Source organism: Achromobacter marplatensis (assembly GCF_002209535.1).
Lineage (GTDB): Bacteria > Pseudomonadota > Gammaproteobacteria > Burkholderiales > Burkholderiaceae_B > Achromobacter > Achromobacter marplatensis.
In genome coordinates this window covers 1-16,157 of the sequence record NZ_NJIG01000036.1, presented here as the reverse complement: position 1 = coordinate 16,157, position 16,157 = coordinate 1, and the positions used below count along the sequence as shown (strand labels likewise).

General features: G+C 66.4%; 14 protein-coding genes and 1 pseudogene. 6 read left to right on the top strand and 9 right to left on the bottom strand.

Annotated features, from left to right (window positions below; translation table 11 throughout):
• On the bottom strand, positions 1–419 hold a 419-nt coding region (locus CEY09_RS31550), incomplete at its 3' end, for a dihydrodipicolinate synthase family protein (RefSeq protein WP_208625039.1).
• 295 nt (positions 420–714) lie between these two features.
• Between CEY09_RS31550 and CEY09_RS31545 the strand changes: the two genes are divergently transcribed.
• Entirely contained in the window at positions 715–1,701 is a 987-nt protein-coding gene (locus CEY09_RS31545) for a Bug family tripartite tricarboxylate transporter substrate binding protein (protein ID WP_088591650.1), read from the top strand.
• A 52-nt stretch (positions 1,702–1,753) separates the two neighbouring features.
• Here the strand turns inward: CEY09_RS31545 and CEY09_RS31540 are convergent, their stop codons facing one another.
• Both CEY09_RS31540 and CEY09_RS31535 read right to left on the bottom strand, forming a co-directional pair.
• The gene (locus tag CEY09_RS31540) at positions 1,754–2,068 is read right to left on the bottom strand and encodes a helix-turn-helix domain-containing transcriptional regulator (RefSeq protein WP_088591649.1); all 315 of its coding nucleotides are present in this window, start codon (positions 2,066–2,068) and stop codon (positions 1,754–1,756) included.
• A complete protein-coding gene (locus tag CEY09_RS31535) occupies positions 2,049–2,393 on the bottom strand; it encodes a type II toxin-antitoxin system RelE/ParE family toxin (RefSeq protein ID WP_088591648.1) in 345 nt (114 codons plus the stop codon). Before CEY09_RS31535 ends, CEY09_RS31540 begins: the two co-directional genes overlap by 20 nt.
• Before the next feature lie 240 nt (positions 2,394–2,633).
• On the opposite strand from CEY09_RS31535, the gene CEY09_RS31530 reads away from it, so the two are divergent.
• The gene (locus tag CEY09_RS31530) at positions 2,634–3,026 is read left to right on the top strand and encodes a GFA family protein (RefSeq protein ID WP_006223012.1); all 393 of its coding nucleotides are present in this window, start codon (positions 2,634–2,636) and stop codon (positions 3,024–3,026) included.
• 73 nt (positions 3,027–3,099) lie between these two features.
• On the opposite strand, the gene CEY09_RS31525 is transcribed toward CEY09_RS31530, so the two are convergent.
• Positions 3,100–3,708 carry a nucleotidyltransferase family protein gene (locus CEY09_RS31525; protein WP_088591647.1) on the bottom strand — a complete coding sequence of 203 codons (609 nt, stop codon included), beginning with the start codon at positions 3,706–3,708 and terminating at the stop codon, positions 3,100–3,102.
• Positions 3,709–3,950: 242 nt separating this feature from the next.
• Between CEY09_RS31525 and CEY09_RS31520 the strand changes: the two genes are divergently transcribed.
• Genes CEY09_RS31520 through CEY09_RS31505 form a run of 4 tightly spaced genes read left to right on the top strand, consistent with a single transcriptional unit; the run spans position 3,951 to position 10,009 of the window.
• Entirely contained in the window at positions 3,951–7,367 is a 3,417-nt protein-coding gene (locus CEY09_RS31520) for a response regulator (protein WP_088591646.1), read from the top strand.
• Between the two features lie 33 nt (positions 7,368–7,400).
• Complete coding sequence (locus tag CEY09_RS31515) at positions 7,401–8,240, top strand: CheR family methyltransferase (RefSeq protein WP_088591651.1); 840 nt, start codon at positions 7,401–7,403, stop codon at positions 8,238–8,240.
• The gene (locus CEY09_RS31510) at positions 8,237–8,854 is read left to right on the top strand and encodes a chemotaxis protein CheB (RefSeq protein WP_088591645.1); all 618 of its coding nucleotides are present in this window, start codon (positions 8,237–8,239) and stop codon (positions 8,852–8,854) included. The genes CEY09_RS31515 and CEY09_RS31510 overlap by 4 nt, the downstream gene beginning before the upstream one ends.
• A gap of 18 nt (positions 8,855–8,872) precedes the next feature.
• A complete protein-coding gene (locus CEY09_RS31505; protein WP_088591644.1) occupies positions 8,873–10,009 on the top strand; it encodes a hybrid sensor histidine kinase/response regulator in 1,137 nt (378 codons plus the stop codon).
• 29 nt (positions 10,010–10,038) lie between these two features.
• On the opposite strand, the gene CEY09_RS31500 is transcribed toward CEY09_RS31505, so the two are convergent.
• From CEY09_RS31500 to CEY09_RS32110, 5 genes and pseudogenes are all read right to left on the bottom strand, one after another.
• On the bottom strand, positions 10,039–12,495 hold the full coding sequence (locus CEY09_RS31500; RefSeq protein ID WP_377785513.1) for a TonB-dependent receptor: 2,457 nt from the start codon (positions 12,493–12,495) through the stop codon (positions 10,039–10,041).
• A 148-nt stretch (positions 12,496–12,643) separates the two neighbouring features.
• A complete protein-coding gene (locus CEY09_RS31495; RefSeq protein WP_167390194.1) occupies positions 12,644–13,633 on the bottom strand; it encodes a FecR family protein in 990 nt (329 codons plus the stop codon).
• Positions 13,630–14,208, bottom strand: a complete 579-nt coding sequence (locus CEY09_RS31490; protein ID WP_377785516.1) for a sigma-70 family RNA polymerase sigma factor — start codon at positions 14,206–14,208, stop codon at positions 13,630–13,632. The genes CEY09_RS31495 and CEY09_RS31490 overlap by 4 nt, the downstream gene beginning before the upstream one ends.
• A 188-nt stretch (positions 14,209–14,396) precedes the next feature.
• Complete coding sequence (locus CEY09_RS31485; RefSeq protein WP_088591640.1) at positions 14,397–15,980, bottom strand: aldehyde dehydrogenase (NADP(+)); 1,584 nt, start codon at positions 15,978–15,980, stop codon at positions 14,397–14,399.
• Between the two features lie 65 nt (positions 15,981–16,045).
• Positions 16,046–16,157 (bottom strand): annotated as a pseudogene (locus CEY09_RS32110) (5-dehydro-4-deoxyglucarate dehydratase); the annotation flags it as partial.

Below are 16,157 nucleotides of genomic sequence, written 5' to 3'. Positions count from 1 at the left end.
ATGACGCCGATCTTGACCGACTTGCAGACCTGTTCGACGTGGGCGGCGATGCCGTCCTGCGAGGCTTCGGTCAGGTAGTGGGGCAGCAGCAGGATGCCCTTGGCGCCTTGGCGCTCGGCTTCCTGGGCGTAGGCGATGGCGGTGCGGGTGGGGCCGCCTGCGCCTGCCAGGATCGGCACCTTGCCGGCGCAGGTCTGCACGGCGGTGCGCACGACGTCCGAATACTCCTGGGGAGCCAGGGAGAAGAACTCGCCGGTGCCGCCTGCGGCGAAGAGGGCGGTGGCGCCGTACGGGGCCAGCCATTCGAGGCGGGCGGCGTAGGTCTTGGCGTTGAAATCGCCGTTCTGGTCAAAGTCCGTCACGGGGAAGGACAGCAGCCCTTCCGATACGATTTCCTTGAGTTCCTGGGGAGTCGTCATGCCTGTCATCCATTAAAAGGGAATGGGTAAAGAGGGAAAGCGAAAAAGAACGGGGCCGGAACCGCGCAGTTGCTGCGGTTAATCAGTAGATGTATGTCATCGTACAACATACAACTGAAGCGAGCAATAGGTCTGGAAATCCTGGCATTTCTGCCTACCAACGCAGCGCGCTTCGCCTGACAAATTCGGAATTACCCTAGATTGAACCGCGGGCGGGATGAAAGTACTCTCTTTCTCCGAAAGTCGTACGACAACGTACAAGATATAAAACCATTCCTACTTTCAGGAGACAAGCTTGAAGGCATTCCCCCTGCTGCGTCGCACCTTCGCCGTTCTGGCGCTGACCACCTTGGGCGCCGCCAGCGCCCATGCCGCCGACGATTGGCCCAAGGCCAAACCCATTACGCTGGTGGTGCCGTTTGCCCCCGGCGGCACCTCGGACATCCTGGGCCGCCTGATCGCCCAGGAACTGGGCGCCAACCTGAGCCAGACCGTGCTGGTGGAAAACAAGGGCGGCGCGGGAGGCGTGCTGGGCGCGGACGCCGTGGCGCGCGCCAAGCCTGATGGCTATACCTTGCTGCTGGGCACGATCGCCACCCATGCGATCAACCCGTCGCTGTTGCCGGGCATCAACTACAACGCGGCCAAGGACTTCGCGCCCGTCATCCTGTTGGGCAGCATTTCGAACGTGCTGCTGGTGGGCGCGAACCAGCCGTACAAGTCCGTGCAGGACGTGGTGGCTGCGGGCAAGGCCAATCCGGACACGATCGCCTTCGGCTCGGCCGGGCAGGGGACGTCCCAGCACCTGTCGGGCGAAGTCTTCAAGCAATTGACGGGCGCCCATCTGACGCACGTGCCGTACCGCGGCAGCGCGCCCGCCATCCAGGACCTGATCGGCGGGCAGATTCCCAGCTCGTTCGAAACGGCGCTGGTGGCGCTGCCTTACGTGCAGAGCGGCAAGGTGCGCGCATTGGCGGTCACGTCGGCCAAGCGCACCGAGGTGATGCCCGATGTGCCGACGATGCAGGAGGCAGGCGTCGCCGGCTTCGACGTCAGCAGTTGGCAAGCCATCTACGCGCCGGCCAACACGCCGCCGGCTGTGGTCGACCGCCTGAACAAGGCCATCGCCGCCATCATCGCCAAGCCGGACGTCAACGGCAAGATGAAGGGCCTGGGCCTGGCCTATACGCCGAATACGCCCGCGGAGTTCACGGCGTTTCAGACCGGCGAGCAAGCCAAATGGGCGAAGATCATCGCGGACGGGAAACTGCGGGTGCAGTGAAGACGCGGCGCGCGGCGCCGGGCCGTGTCGCGCCGCCGCCGATTCCCGGGGCTTAGGTGTTGCCAGGCGTGAGAGGCGCAAGTGGCTGCACGGCCAGCCGCAAGCCCATCGCTTTGAGGATGGCTGCAAGGCTGCTCAGAGACGGGTTGCCTTTCGGCGATAGCGTGCGGTACAGCTGCGTGGGGTTCAAGTGCGCTTGCGCGGCAACCGCCTGAATCCCGCCGAACGCTTGCGCCAGTTGCCGAAGCATGACCAGCAGGTCGGCTTGGTCGCCGTCGTTCAAGATGGTGTTCATGAGCTCCAACGCGAAAGCGGGATCATTGCGATACACCTCCGCCATCGCTTCGTCATGGGATCTGCTTCTCATCATCTGATCTCCGTTGCCAATCCTGCCAATAGTCCACCGCGCGGTCGATATCGGAATCCTGCGTACGCTTGTCTCCACCTCCCAGCAGCAGCACCACACGCCGGCCGGAAAAAGCGTAGTACACGCGGTAGCCGGGACCAACATGCACACGCATTTCCCAGACGCCCTCGCGGCAAAATCGATGATCGCCAAAGTTGCCGCGTTCGATGCGGAAGACCCTCTGCGCAATGGCGACTTTGGCGCGAACGTCACGTAGGCCGCGCAGCCAGTCGACATAGGTATCCCTGAGCCCGCGAGGTGTCAGGTAATGTTCGATTCGGTACATAGCGAGTTTCGTCTATAAACGAATTTTTATCAAGTGCAAAAATCGGCACAGGTAGGAGCGATAGACTGTCTGCAGAAGGGGCCTGCCGGAACGCAACCTTCGGCGATGCCGTTCGTCAGCCTTGACCATAGGCCATTAGGCTTGGCGAATACTTTCAAGGGTGATGATGTTGTCCACCCTGATTCACGTAATCCGCTTGCCCTCAGCGACGGTCCCTTTGACTTGGAGAGGAGATACAGCATGGAACGGTTTACAGGCAGTTGTCTTTGCGGCGACGTGAAGATCGTGGCGTTGGGGCAGCCGTACCGGGTGGGCCTGTGCCACTGCATGGATTGCCGCAAGACCCATGGGGCGCTATTTCACGCTTCGGCGATATTCCCTCAAGATGCCGTGACGATCGACGGTGAAACGCGCGATTATGCCGGCCGGTATTTCTGCCCCCGTTGTGGGTCGACGTTGTTCGGGCGCACCGACGACGAGGTCGAGGTGAACCTGGGGTCGCTGGACGCGCCAGACCAACTGACGCCTACTTATGAAAGCTGGATCATCCGCAGGGAGTCCTGGCTGCCGCCGTTTCCGCTTGATCGCCGGTACGAGCGCGACCGCGAGTCGACGGGGCGCCACGAGGGATAGGACGCGCGGCCGGGCGCAGGCCAGATTGGCTTCGGTCTCGGTTCCGGCTTTGGTTCGGGTGTTGCCGTTGGCGTCAGCCAAGCCGGCTTTGCAGCGCCTTTTCCGCCCGGAGGATGTCGTCGGGATGATCGATGTCCTGGACGCATCCCGCGTCGTCGGACGGCAGCGGGTGCATCGTGCCTCGTTGGCCGGCTTGGCGAACGAGCGGCATCGCGCCGGACTCCCCGCGCAGGCCCCGCAACGCGTCTTGCCAGGCGGGTCCGAAGCCCACCGGGTGGCCGGGTTGGGTCGTGCCGTCCGGCATGGCCACTAGCGGCCGCACTACCGCCCAGGGTTCGGCAAGGGACGCGTCGCGCAACGACTGGGCGATGTTGATCAGGCTGGCGGGTTCGATCAGGGGCAGGTCGCCGGGCAGGATCAGCCAACCGGGCGCATCCGGCCGACGGGCCACGCCACGCGCGATGGAGTCGCCCATGCCGTAGGCGTCGGGTTCGTGCTCGGGCCGTTCCACCAGCTCCCACGGCAAGCCGCTGGCGCGCACGGCGGCCAGCGTCCAGTCCAGCACCGGGCGGCCCAGCAGATGGGCGTGAAGCTTGCTGCCGGTGCCGCCGGCCTCGCGGAAGCGGCGTCCGGCGCCAGCGGCAAGAACCACAACGATGGGAGAGGAGGAAAGGTCGGCCATGGGTTCGGGGTATCGCGTCCCGTGCGGGGTTTCCGGGATCATTGCGCCAGGCTGACTTTACCCAGATTCGGCGGCGGGCGCCTGATCGGATTGCGGGGAGGCGGGTCCCTTTCCCCCGCCGCCAAACCATGTATAGTCCAGCGCTTAGGCCAATAGCAGCGACTGCGCCCGGTTCATCCCGGCGCCCGCCTTGTCGCACCGCTGGGCCATGCTCCCCTACATTGAATCCGTCACCCGCTACCATGCCGAAATCGTCGTCGCAGCCTGCCAACCGCTATGCCTTTCCCCGGACGCTATTAGCCGGGTTCGTGACGGCGGCCCTGGCCACGCTGGTCATCGCCTTCGTCAACGTCCGCTCGGCCGACACGCGCATGCAAGCGGTCAAGGCCGTGGACCGCACGACCGAGACGTTGCGCCAGTTGAGCCTGTTCAATTCGGCGCTGAAGGATGCCGAGATCGGGCAGAGAGGCTATCTGCTTACCGGCGACGTGACCTACCTGCAGCCGTACCTGCGCTCGTTGAGGCTGATCGATCAGCGCCTTGCGCTGGTGAAAGAGGCTACGTCCAACGATTCGGCACAACGCCGCATCGTCAGCGACATCGAGGGCATCACGCGGCAAAAGCTGGCGGAACTGCACGAGACCGTCGAGATGCGCAAGGCCGGCAACGTGGAAGGCGCGATGGCCGTGGTGCGTACCGATTCGGGCAAAGAGGCGATGGACCGCTTGCGCGACCTGGTGGGCGACCTGTATTCGCGGCAGATGGACGAACTGGCCGAAGGCAAAGACGCCTGGGCGGCGGCCGCCGCCACGTCGACCTATTACTCATGGGGCGGTTCGCTGCTGTTGCTGGTGCTGATCCTGGCGTCGGCCGGCATGACGGTGCGGGAGTATCGCGCGAAGGCGCGCCAATCCTGGGTGACGGCCGGCCTGTCGGGACTGAGCCTGCGCCTGCAGGGGGATCACCGCCTGGACGAGATCGGCAAGCGCGCGCTGGATTATCTGGCCGAGTATCTGGGCGCCGACGTGGGCGCGGGCTACGTGGTCGAGCGCAGCACGGGTGAACTGGAGCTTTTCGGCGGCTTTGCGTTGCCGCCCGAGCGCCTGGCGCGCAAGCTCCAGTCCGCCGAAGGCTTGGCCGGGCAGGCCGTCACGTCGCGCAGATTGCTGCATGTGCGCAATGTGCCGGCGGGGCACCTTGAAGTCGCCTCCGCCACGGGGCGTTCCGATCCCGCCGAACTCGTCCTGGCGCCGGCCATCCAGAACGGCCGGGTATATGCCGTGCTCGAGCTGGGCTTCAACCACCCGGTGAGCGAAAGCGAGCGAAACCTGCTGGAAGGCGCCTCGGAGATGCTGGCCTCGGCGATCCGTTCGGGCCAGGACCGCAGCCGCCTGGAGGCGCTGCTGGAGGAAACGCAGCGCCAGGCAGAAGAACTGCAGACCCAGCAGGAAGAGCTGCGCGTCAGCAACGAAGAGCTTGAGCAGCAGAGCCGCATCCTGCAGGAATCGCAGGCGCGCATGGAACTGCAGCAGACCGAGTTGGAGCAGACCAACGCCAACCTGGAATCGCAGGCCGACCAGTTGCTGCGAGTGCAGGACGCACTGACGGAGAAGGCCCGCCAACTGTCGCAGGCCAGCCAGTTCAAGAGCGAGTTCCTGGCCAACATGAGCCACGAACTGCGCACGCCCCTGAATTCGACATTGATCCTGGCCAAGCTGCTGTCGGACAACAAGCCGGGCAACCTGAGCGCCGAGCAGGTCAAGTACGCACAGACGATTTATTCCGCCGGCAGCGACCTGCTGACGCTGATCAACGACATTCTTGATCTGTCCAAGATCGAAGCCGGACAGGCCACCGTGGAAGTCGAGCAGGTGGCCGTTGCGCCGATGCTGCAGCGCCTGCTGGAGCCGCTGCGGCCGATGGCGCTGGACAAAGGACTGGCGCTGGAACTGGATATCGATCCGGCCGTGCCGGCCTCCCTGCATACCGATGCACAACGCCTGGGGCAGGTGCTGAAGAACCTGCTGTCCAACGCCCTCAAGTTCACGCAGCGCGGCACGGTCGCCCTGCGGGTGTCGCGCGTGGCACGGGACCGGGTGGCGTTCGCCGTGCAAGACACCGGCATCGGTGTGCCGGCCGATCAGCAGGAACTGATTTTCGAGGCGTTTCGCCAGGCCGACGGCAGCACGCACCGCAAGTTCGGCGGCACGGGCCTGGGGCTGTCGATCTCACGCGATCTGGCCACGTTGCTGGGCGGCAGCCTGTCCGTGACCAGCACGCCGGGCCAAGGCAGCGTGTTCACGCTGGAGGTGCCTGTGCGGCTGGAAGAGACGCCGTCGGTGCCGGGCGCTCAGAGCGGCGCGGCCCCGGCCACGCCCTTCATGCTGCCGAAGACGGCGCCTGTCGTTCCTCGCCGCGACGCGCCTGCCGCGCCTGCGCCCAAGGCAGCCGCCCCGTCGGGTCCGGAGCCGGAGCGCAGCATTCTCGTCATCGAAGACGACGAGCGCTTTGCCGGCATTCTTTCGGACCTGGCGCGCGAGATGGGCTTTGGCTGTTTCGTGGCCCACACCGCGACGGACGGTCTGGAACTGGCGACGCGCGAACGTCCCAACGCCATCGTGCTGGACATCAACCTGCCCGATTTCTCCGGGCTGGGCGTCCTGGATCAGCTCAAGCGCAACCCGCAGACCCGCCACATTCCGGTCCATGTGGTGTCGGTGGCCGATTACGCGCGCGAGGCCATGGGGCGCGGCGCCGCCGGCTACGCACTGAAGCCCGTCAAGCGCGAAGAACTGGTCCACGCCTTGCAGCGCCTGGAAGCGAAGTTCACCCGGCACGTGCGCCATGTGCTGGTGGTCGAGGATGACGACCGCCAGCGCGAGAGCGTGCGCCAGCTGCTGGCGCGCAACGACGTCGAGATCGCGCCGGCGGCCACCGCGGCGGCCGCGTTGGCACTGCTGCGCGAGACGACGTTCGACTGCGTCGTCATGGACCTGAACCTGCCCGACATGAGCGGCTACGAGCTGCTGCAGCAGATGACCGAGCAGGAGGGCGTGTCGTTCCCGCCGGTCATCGTCTATACCGGCCGCGCGCTGTCGCGCGACGAAGAGCAGCACCTGCGCCGCTTCTCGAAGTCCATCATCATCAAGGACGCGCGCTCGCCCGAACGGCTGCTGGACGAGGTGACGCTGTTCCTGCACCAGGTGGAAGCCGAACTGCCGCCTGAGCAGCGCCAGATGCTGGAGCTGGCCCGCAGCCGCGATTCAGCGCTGGAAGGCCGTACCGTATTGGTGGTGGAAGACGACGTGCGCAACGTGTTCGCGTTGTCCAGCATCCTGGAGCCGACCGGCGTGCGCGTGGAGATCGCCCGCAACGGCCGTGAAGCGCTTGACGTGCTGGGCAGGGCGGGAGCGGACGGCCAGCCGGTGATCGACCTGGTGCTGATGGACATCATGATGCCCGAGATGGACGGCTACACGGCCATGCGCGAGATACGCAAGCGGCCCGAGTGGCGCCGCCTGCCGATCATCGCGCTGACCGCCAAGGCCATGAAGGACGACCAGGAGAAATGCCTGGCCGCCGGCGCCAACGACTACATCGCCAAGCCGCTGGACGTGGAGCGCCTGTTGTCCCTGGTGCGGGTCTGGATGCGCAGCTAAAGGCGTTCGCGCCACCCTTTGTTGAAGACCGTCATGCCATCCACCGCCAAAGCGCGCACCGCAGATATCGAGCAACGGCTGTTGCTCGACGCGATCTATCACCATTACCACTACGACTTTCGCGAGTACGCGCAGGCGTCGATCAAGCGGCGCCTGCAAAGCGCGCTGACGCAATTCGGCTGCAAGACGCTGTCGCAACTGCAGGACCGCGTGCTGCATGAGCCGGCGGTGTTCACCGCGTTGCTGCAGTTCCTGACGGTTCAGGTCAGCGACATGTTCCGCGATCCAAGCTATTTCCTGGCGCTGCGCAACGAGGTGGTGCCGATTCTGCGCACCTATCCGTCGATCAAGGTGTGGGTTGCCGGGTGCAGCGCCGGCGAAGAGGTCTATTCGCTTGCCATCCTGCTGGCCGAAGAGGGCCTGCTTGAGCGCGCGCTGATCTATGCCACCGACATCAATCCGCACGCGCTGCGCACGGCGGAGCAGGGCGTCTTCGACCTGGACCGCGTGGCCGCCTTCAGTGCGAACCACGCCCGCTCCGGCGGCCGCAGCTCGCTGTCCGACTACTACACCGCCCGGTACGGGCGGGTGGTGTTCGACCAGCGGCTGCGCGAACACATGGTCTTTTCCGACCACAGCCTGGCGACCGACAGCGTGTTCGCGGAGGTCCACCTGATCTCCTGCCGCAACGTCCTGATCTATTTCGAACGCGATCTGCAAAACCGCGCACTGGGCCTGTTCCACGACGCGCTGGTCCATCGCGGCTTCCTGGGTCTGGGCTCGCGGGAATCGCTGCGGTTTTCGGCGCAGGCCGGCAACTTCGACGATTTCGTGCTGGAAGACCGCATCTACCGCAAGAAGGCGGGGCGATGAGCGCAGGTGAATCCGCTGCCCGTGCGCCGGCGGCCGCCTGCCCGTGGGAGGCGATCGTCATCGGCGGATCGTCCGGCGCCATCGATGCGTTGAACACGCTGCTGCCCGCCTTGCCGGCCGGCCTGGACGCGGCGGTGGTGGTAGTGCTGCACCTGCCGCGCGACCGCCGCAGCCTCCTGGTCGATATTTTTCGCGAGCGCTGCGCCTTGCTCGTGCAGGAAGCCGAAGACCAACTGTGGATACGCCCCGGCCATCTGTATTTTGCGCCGCCGGACTACCACTTGCTGGTGGACCAGGGGCCCCGGCTGGCGCTGTCGGTGGGCGCGCCGGTGTATTTTTCCCGGCCATCGATTGACGTGCTGTTCGAGTCCGCCGCCGATAGCTATGGCGAGAAACTGCTGGGCGTGCTGCTTTCCGGCGCCAACGAGGACGGCGCCGCCGGCCTGGCGGCGATACACGCCGCAGGCGGACGCACGATCGTGCAGGCGCCGTCCAGCGCCGCCATGCCCACCATGCCCGAGGCCGCCCTGGCGCGGCAGCCGGCGCACGACGCCCTGACGCCCGACGAGATCGCCAACCTGTTTTCCCAACTGCGCACGTTGCGCCTGCCGTAACCCCAACCTTCCGACACCATGTTCCTGACCTCCGCCAAACCACAAGAAGACCGCATCAAGTGCCTGCTTGTCGATGACGTTCCGGAAAACCTGATCGCGCTGGAAGCGCTGCTGGAAAGCGGCCGGGTAGAAGTGCTGAAAGCGCAATCCGGGCCAGAAGCGCTGGAACTGCTGCTGCATCATGGCGATGTGGCGCTGGCGCTGCTGGATGTGCAAATGCCCGACATGAACGGCTTTGAATTGGCCGAACTGATCCGTGGCAGCGAACGCACGCGCCATATCCCGCTGATTTTCATGACCGCCGGGTCGCGCGAGCAGAACTGGCAGTTCCGCGGCTACGAGAGCGGCGCCGTGGATTTCCTGTACAAGCCCATCGACCCGCACATGCTGAGCATGAAGGCGAACGTGTTCTTTGAACTGCATGAACGCAAGCGGGCGCTGGCCATGCAGTTGGAAGAGCGCACGGAAGCCTTGCGGATCAACGAGATGTTCATGGCCGTGCTAAGCCACGATCTGCGCACGCCGCTGCAGTCCATCGTGATGGGGGCGTCGTTGCTGCAGCGCCAGAACGATGATGCGCGCGTGGCCAGCCTGGCCCAGCGCATGCTGCAAAGCAGTGAGCGCATGGCCCGCCTGATTGACGACCTGCTGGATGTGACCCGCATCCGGCAGGCGGGCGGCTTGACGCTTGAGCCGGCATGGACCGGGCTGGACGCCTTGCTGCAGCGTACCGTCGACGAACTGCAGACCGGCTACCCCGACCGCCAGATCGAATGCGAATGCGACGGGGACCTGGGCGGCGCCTGGGATGCGGAGCGCCTGTGCCAGGTCCTCACGAACTTGGTCGGCAACGCGTTGCACCATGGCAGCCGCGACGTGCCCGTGCGGGTCAACGCGGACGGGACCGCGGCGGACCGGGTCGCGGTCACGGTCACCAACGGGGGCAGCATTCCCCCGGCGCTGCTGCCGCACCTGTTCAACCCGTTCCGGGGCGGCGAGCGCCGCGCCGAAGGCCACAAGGGCCTGGGCCTGGGACTGTTCATCGCGCAGCAGATCGTGCTGAGCCACGGCGGACGCATCAGCGCGGAGTCGCGCGACGGCTTGACCCATTTCCGGGTGGACCTGCCGCGCGAAGCCCCGCGTGCTGGCGGCTAGGCGCGCGGCGGGCCGGTTTCCGACGGGGATCAAAAGTCCGCGGAAACCGACAGCAGCACCGTCATGGGCGCGCCGACCGTCAGACCTTCACGCGCGGCGGATTGCCAGTAGTTCTTGTTGAACACGTTTTCCACCGTGGCGCGCACGACCATCGGCGTGCCGTTGGCCTTGAACGCATACCGCGCGCCCACGTCGAAACGGGTCCAACCCGGGATCTGCTGCGTATTGCCGACGTCGACATATTGCCGGCTGGTCCGCAACATCCGCGCCGTCAAGGTCAGGCCAGGCAGGAAGGGGGTGTCCCATTCCGCCGCCGCATTGAATTGGAAGCGCGGCACCGCCGGGGCCACATTGCCGTCGTTGATGCCGCCTTCGGTGCGCGTCAGGCGCCCGTCGGTGTACGCCACCCCGCCCAAGAGGCGCACGCCGCGCGCGGCGTCGCCCTGCACCAGGAATTCCAGGCCGCGGTTGCGTTGCTGGCCGTCGGACACATAACGGCGGCTTGCCGGGTCCAGGTAGCTGCTGGGCTTTTCGATCTGGAATGCGCTGAGCGTAGTGAAGAAATCGCCGAAGTCGTACTTGCCGCCCACCTCGAATTGCTTGGCGATTTCCGGCGGGAACATTTCTCCCGCGTTCACGGCGCCTTCGGGCGCCGTGCCGCCCTGGCTCAGGCCTTCGATGTAGTTGCCATACAGCGACAGCCGTTGCGTGGGCCGCACCGTCAACGCGAACGCCGGCGTGACGGCGGACTTGGCGTAGTCCGAAGACGTGCGGCCGGTGGCGGCGTCAAAGTTGGTGGATTCGATCCGCTGGTGCCGGACGCCCGCGATGACCTGGACGCGGTCTTCGGCGAATGAGAGCTTGTCGGCCAGCGCAACGCTGTATAGGCGCGATTCGCTGGTCTTGGGCAAATCGTCCGGCCGGGCGATGTCCGGTTTCGGCAAGTCGGCGGGGTGGTACAGGTTGGAGAAGATGGTGCTTGAGCGGATCCGCGCAGAGGAATAGTCGATGGCCAGGGCGCTGGCCGACAGCGACGGCTCGTGCTTGACCGGGCCGGTATTGAACCGGCCGCGCACGCCCACTTCGCCCGTCTTGCTGAGCAGCGACTCGTTCAGGCGGGCGGGCACGGCGCCGATATCGCCTTCGCCGTCCAGCATCAGCCAGCTGGTCTGCATGCTTTCGAAGTCGTGCTTGCGCGCGCCCACGGCGCCATACACCGTCCAGTCCGGCGTCACGTCGAATTCGGCCCTGACGGCGCCCGACCATTCCTTGGTCTTCCAGTAGGTCCATGACGGGAAGAAATTCCGGCGCGCATCGGGCGCCCGGCCGATGTCGGTGCCGGGTTCCGGCGGGAACAGCAGCCCGCTGCGCGCATCGGTCGTGCGGTTCTGGTAGTTGATGTCGCCTTCAAGGCGGAAGCGCTCGCTCTGGTAATCCAGGCCCAGGGCCACCGCGCCCAGGTCTTCCTTGGAACCGTCCTGGGGCAGGTCGCCGCCGCTGCCGGCCACGTTCAGGCGCACGCCCCATTCCTGGCTCTCGCCGTAGCGGCGGGCCAGGTCGGCGTGGACGCCGAATTGGGAGTCGCCGATGTAGGTCAGCGTATAGCGGTTCAGCGGATCGGGGCCCGCGCGCTTGGGCACGAGATTGATCGCGCCGCCTACCGAGCCGTAAGGCGCCATGCCATTGAGCAGAGCGTTCGGCCCGCGCAGGACTTCCACGCGTTCCACGCCGATCAACGAGCTTGCGTTGCGCGGCGACACGCCGTAGAGGCCATTGAATGACACGTCGTAGTTGAAGAGCGAGAAGCCGCGGATATTGAATTCGTCGCGCCCGGCGCCGCGCGAATAGGTATTGCGCACCGAGGGATCGTTGACCAGCACATCGCCGATGTTCTGCGCCTGCTGGTCTTCGATCAATTTGGCCGTGTATTGCGTGGCGCTGAAGGGCGTGTCCAGGTCGCTCAGATTGCCCAGCAGGCCGACGCGCCCGCCGCTTGCCACCTGGCCGCCGGCGTACACGGGCGGCAAGCCGCTGGACAGCGCGCTGCCCGTGACCGTCACGGCCTCGAGCACGGCGGTGCCGGTTTCGGGTATGGCGACCAGCCGGTACTGGTTCGGGGCTTCGCGCGTGGCGCGCAGGCCAGTGCCGGCCAGGGCCTGATCCAGGGCCTCCGCACGAGAATAGCGCCCGCGCACGCCACCGCTCTGGCGGCCGGCCAGCAGTTCCCTGGGCGCGGCCAGCAAGATTCCCGACTCATTCGCCAGGCGCGTCAGCACCTGGTTCAGGGGGGCAGGGGCCATGTCGAACGTCAGCAACGCGGCGGCTTGCCCGGCCCCGGCCGGTGCAGGCTGGGCATGCGGCGCCGACGCCCAAAGGGCGGACAGGGCGAGGGCAAGCGCCAGTGGCAGGCGGGATCCCTGGCGATGGCCGCGCAAGGCCATGGGCCGCGTGTGAAGAGGCAGGGTGGGCGGGAAACGATGGGGCATGACGGAACCTGTGCGCTCGTGCAATGGATAGGAAGGAAGCGAGAGGCGCGGCCAGGGCGGAAATGCCGTGCGGCGCGTGGACTCTCGGACGCTCACTTTCCTAAATCGAACGAGACGGCAAAATGCGGAACCGAATTTGTGTCTTTTTTTAGCGGGGGGCGATGCTTACCCACCACGGCAGCGGGCGGTTCAGCCGGATTGGCAGGACGGATGCCAGCATGTCCAGGGCGCGATCCACATCGTTGAGGGGGTAGCTGCCGAAGACCCGCAATTGCTGGGCCTCGGGCGACAGGCCCAGGTGCCCGGCATGGTAACGGCGCAATTCGGCGACGACGTTGGCCAAGGGCGTGCCGTCGGCCAGCAGCAGGCCGTGCCGCCAGCTTTCCCGCGCAGGGTCGGCCGGCATCAGCGGCTGCAGCGTATCAGCAGTGAACCGGGCTTGCTGGCCAGCCGGCACGATGCCGCTTGCGCCCGAGCGTGCGGGATTCACGCGGACGGCGCCTTCGTAGACGGCGACCAGGGTTCCGGAATCGCCCTGGCTGACCGAAAAGCGCGTGCCCAAGGCTTGTAGCCGGCCCTGCGCCGTATCGACGATGAAGGGGCGCGATGGATCTTTGCCGGTATCGATCAGTATTTCGCCCGTCACCAGTTGCAGGCGTCGCTGCGTATCGCTGTAGGCCTGATTGAACGCGCTGAGCGCCTTGATCCAGACCGTCGTGCCATCAGCCAGCGCAACCTGGCGCGTTTCGCCTACCCCTGCCTGGTAGTCCGTGCCCCACAGCGATGCCAGGGCAGACAAGGGCGTCTGGCGCCAGGCGGTCCAACCCAGCCAGGACAAGCCCAGCGATCCTGCCAGGCCCAGCAAGACCTGGCGCCGCCGGCGCGGCGCGGCGCTGATCGCGCGGTGAAAGGCAGAGACGGCGGCCTCGCGGTCCGGGCTTGATTGCAGCGGACTGAAGCGGCGGTCGATGCGTTCGACATAGCTCCAGGCCTGGCGGTGCTCGGCGTCCCGGCCCAGCCATTGTTTCCATTTCTGTTGTTCGGCGGCCGAAGCCTGGCCCGTGCGCAGCAACGCATACCACTCGGCGGCTTCTTCCATCGCCCGATGCGAGGGTTCCTGCAACGCTGCTGCGGTCATGACGCGGTTGCCAGCGGGGCCGAAGCCGGGGCGATGAGGGGCGTTTCGGGCTGGCCGGCAGCCAGGCGGGCTTCCAGCTTCATGCAGCACAGCATGGCCTGCGCCACGTACTTGCGCACCATGCGGGAGGACACGTTCAGCGTGGCGGCAACTTCGTTGTCCGTCATTTCGCAGGCCACGGCCATGACGAAGGCGTGCGCGACCTTGGGCGGCAATTCACGAAGCATGGTGTCGATTTCACCCAGGGCCTCAAGCACCATGGCCTGCTGTTCCGCCGACGCCACCGTGGGCTCGGGCTGGGCGGCAAGGGCTTCCAGCCACGCCTGCTCCAGGCTGCGCCGCCGCCAAAGGTCGACGCACATGCCGTTGGCCATCTTGCGCAAGTATGCGCGGACCTGCTGCGCGTTCTCGAAGTGGCAGGGGCGCGTCAGCAGGCGGACGAATGCATCGTGCGCCAGGTCGGCCGCATCGGCCGCATTGCCCAGACGCCAGTTCACCCAGGCGAGCAACCAGTTGTGGTGATTGCCGTACAGGTGCTCGAAGTCATGGGACAAACCTTGTGATGCGCTCACGATCTCGCCCGCTCGCGATAGGGGACCGCACCATTGCTAATGCGAACACGTATCAATTAATAAGTGAGGGCAGATTATTGCGCGTGGCGGACCGCCTTGGCAACCCTGGGGAAATCGAGTGTGGCGCGCCGGCCTCAGGCCTTTGAAGCGGGGCCCGAGGCGCGACGCCTTCCCAAGAGACGACGCGAGCGTCAGCCCGCCGTCATCACGCCATCGACCATCCGCATCAGGTCCAGCGGATTGCCGCGCTTGACGCCATCCGGCAGCAGCGCGTCCGGCAGGTCCTGATAGCAGACCGGGCGCAGGAAGCGGCGGATGGCCGTGGCGCCCACCGACGTCGATGCCGGATTCGACGTGGCGGGGAAGGGGCCGCCGTGCACCATGGCATGGCTGACTTCCACGCCCGTCGGGTAGCCATTGGCCAGGATGCGGCCGGCCTTGCGTTCCAGCACGGGCAGCAGCGCCTGGGCCGAGGCCACGTCGGCGTCGTCGACGAATAGCGTGGCGGTGAGCTGACCTTCCAGGTGTTCGGCCACGGCCCGCATCTGGGCAAGGTCCTTGCACGCGACGACCAGCGAGGCCGGGCCGAAGACCTCGGCTTCCAGTTCGTGCGAGGCCAGGAAGCGGTCGGCCTGCGTGCCGAAGACCACGGCGCCGGCGGCATTGGCGGCCGGCTTCGAGGCTTCGCCGCGGCCCAGGGTGGCGACGTTGGCGTGCTTGGCCAGCGCGTTGGCGCCTTCCTGGTAGGCCGCGAAGATGCCTGGAGTCAACATGGTGGCGGCGCCCTTGGCTTGGACGGCCTCTGCGGCCGCTTGGCGGAAACGTTCCAGGGCGGGGCCTTCAATGCCGATGACCAGGCCCGGGTTGGTGCAGAACTGGCCGACGCCCATCGCCAGCGAATCGACGAAGCCGCGGGCAATGGCTTCGGCGCGCGCTTCCAGCGCGGCGGGCATCAGGAACACCGGGTTGATGCTGGACATTTCGGCATAGACGGGAATCGGCACCGGACGGGCGTTGGCGGCGGCGACCAGCGCCAGGCCGCCGCGGCGCGAACCGGTGAAGCCGACGGCGGTGATGGCCGTGTGCGTCACAAGCGCCGTGCCGATTTCGCTGCCTGCGCCGAACAGCAGCGAGAACGTGCCTTCCGGCAGGCCGTGCTTGGCCACGGCCGCCTGGATCACGCGGCCGACCATTTCAGAGGCGCCGGGGTGGGCGTTGTGGGCCTTGACGATGACGGGGCAACCGGCCGCAAGCGCCGACGCCGTGTCGCCGCCGGCAACCGAGAAGGCCAGCGGGAAGTTGCTGGCGCCGAAGACCGCCACGGGGCCCAGCGGCACGTTGGCCAGGCGCAGGTCGGCGCGGGGCAGCGGTTGGCGCTCGGGCTGGGCGGGGTCGATGGTGGCGTCCAGGAAATAGCCGTCGCGGACCACGCGGGCGAACAGGCGCAATTGGCCGACGGTGCGGCCGCGTTCGCCTTGCAGGCGGGCCAGGGGCAAACCGGTTTCCTGGTGGGTGCGTTCGATCAGTGCGTCGCCCAGGGCCAGGATGCCTTCCGCGATGCTCTCCAGGAATTGCGCGCGGGTTTCCAGCGGCACGGCGCGGTAGGGGTCAAAGGCGGCGCGGGCCAGTTCGGCCGCGCGCGCGACGTCGTCGGACGAGCCGGCGGGAAAGCCGGGTTCCAGGCGTTCGCCCGTCGCGGGGTTGATGGCGTGCTGGGCGGCGCCCGAGCCAAGAACGGCGGTGGCGCCGATCAGCATTTGGCCGGTCAAAGTCATGAGGATTCTCCGAAAAAAACGCCCCCGAATCGGGGGCAGGAATGCGTGGGGTGTCGCCCGGTGGCTTACTGGGGGCCGAGCTTCTTGATCAGGGCGTTGAGCATTTCCATTTCTTCGCCGGTCAGGTCGGTCAGCGGGGCACGCACGGGGCCAGCGTCATGGCCGACGAGCTTGGCG